A 740-nucleotide genomic window follows, 5' to 3' on the forward strand; every position below is an offset into this window, starting at 1 on the left:
GCCCCGGGAGTTCGGCCCCTGGCAGACCCTGTGGAAGCGACACCGCCGCTACAGCGGTGACGGCACCTGGGACCAGGTCCTGTCTGCTCTGCTGACCAGCGCGGACGCTGCCGGTGTCGTGAACTGGGACGCCAGCGTGGACTCCACGATCATCCGCGCGCACCAGCACGCCGCCAGCCTCACCCGCGACACGGGGGGCGAGATCGAACTACAACAATCTGCTCGACGAACCGCCTGACCATGCGTTGGGCCGCTCTCGCGGGGGCCTGTCCACGAAGATCCACCAGCTCGTCGATGGCCACGGCCATCCGCTGGTCGTGCTCGTCGGGCCGGGCCAAGCCGGCGACGCCCCGATGTTCCCGCACCTCATGGCGCATCTGAGCATCGCCCGCCCCGGGCCCGGGCGGGCGCGGACCCGCCCCAACCGGATACGCGCAGACAAGGCCTACTCGTCGCGGGCGATCCGCGGGCATCTACGGGCACGACGGATCGTCGCAGTCATCCCTGAACCGGCTGACCAGCAAGGACACCGCAAGCGGCGCGGGTCTCGGGGCGGCCGCCCACCAGCATTCGACTCCGTGGACTACCGCAACCGCAACGTCGTCGAACGAGGCTTCTGCACCGTGAAGCAGTGGCGCGGGCTCGCGACCCGCTACGACAAGCTCGCACTGACCTTCCGCGGCGGCGCCGTCCTCAAGGCCATCGTCACCTGGCTCCAGGCATTAGGAGACACGCTCTAG

1 protein-coding gene and 1 pseudogene are annotated in these 740 nt (G+C 69.6%); both read left to right on the forward strand.

Translation table 11 applies throughout. The features are described 5' to 3' along the window. Positions 1-238: pseudogene (locus PHY01_RS26800) on the forward strand (IS5-like element ISMra2 family transposase); the annotation flags it as partial. Between the two features lie 7 nt (positions 239-245). Beyond that, positions 246-740, forward strand: coding sequence for an IS5 family transposase (locus PHY01_RS26085; protein WP_246086161.1), 495 nt, complete (start codon positions 246-248; stop codon positions 738-740).

It is taken from the genome of Pseudonocardia hydrocarbonoxydans (assembly GCF_006539565.1).
GTDB lineage: Bacteria > Actinomycetota > Actinomycetes > Mycobacteriales > Pseudonocardiaceae > Pseudonocardia > Pseudonocardia hydrocarbonoxydans.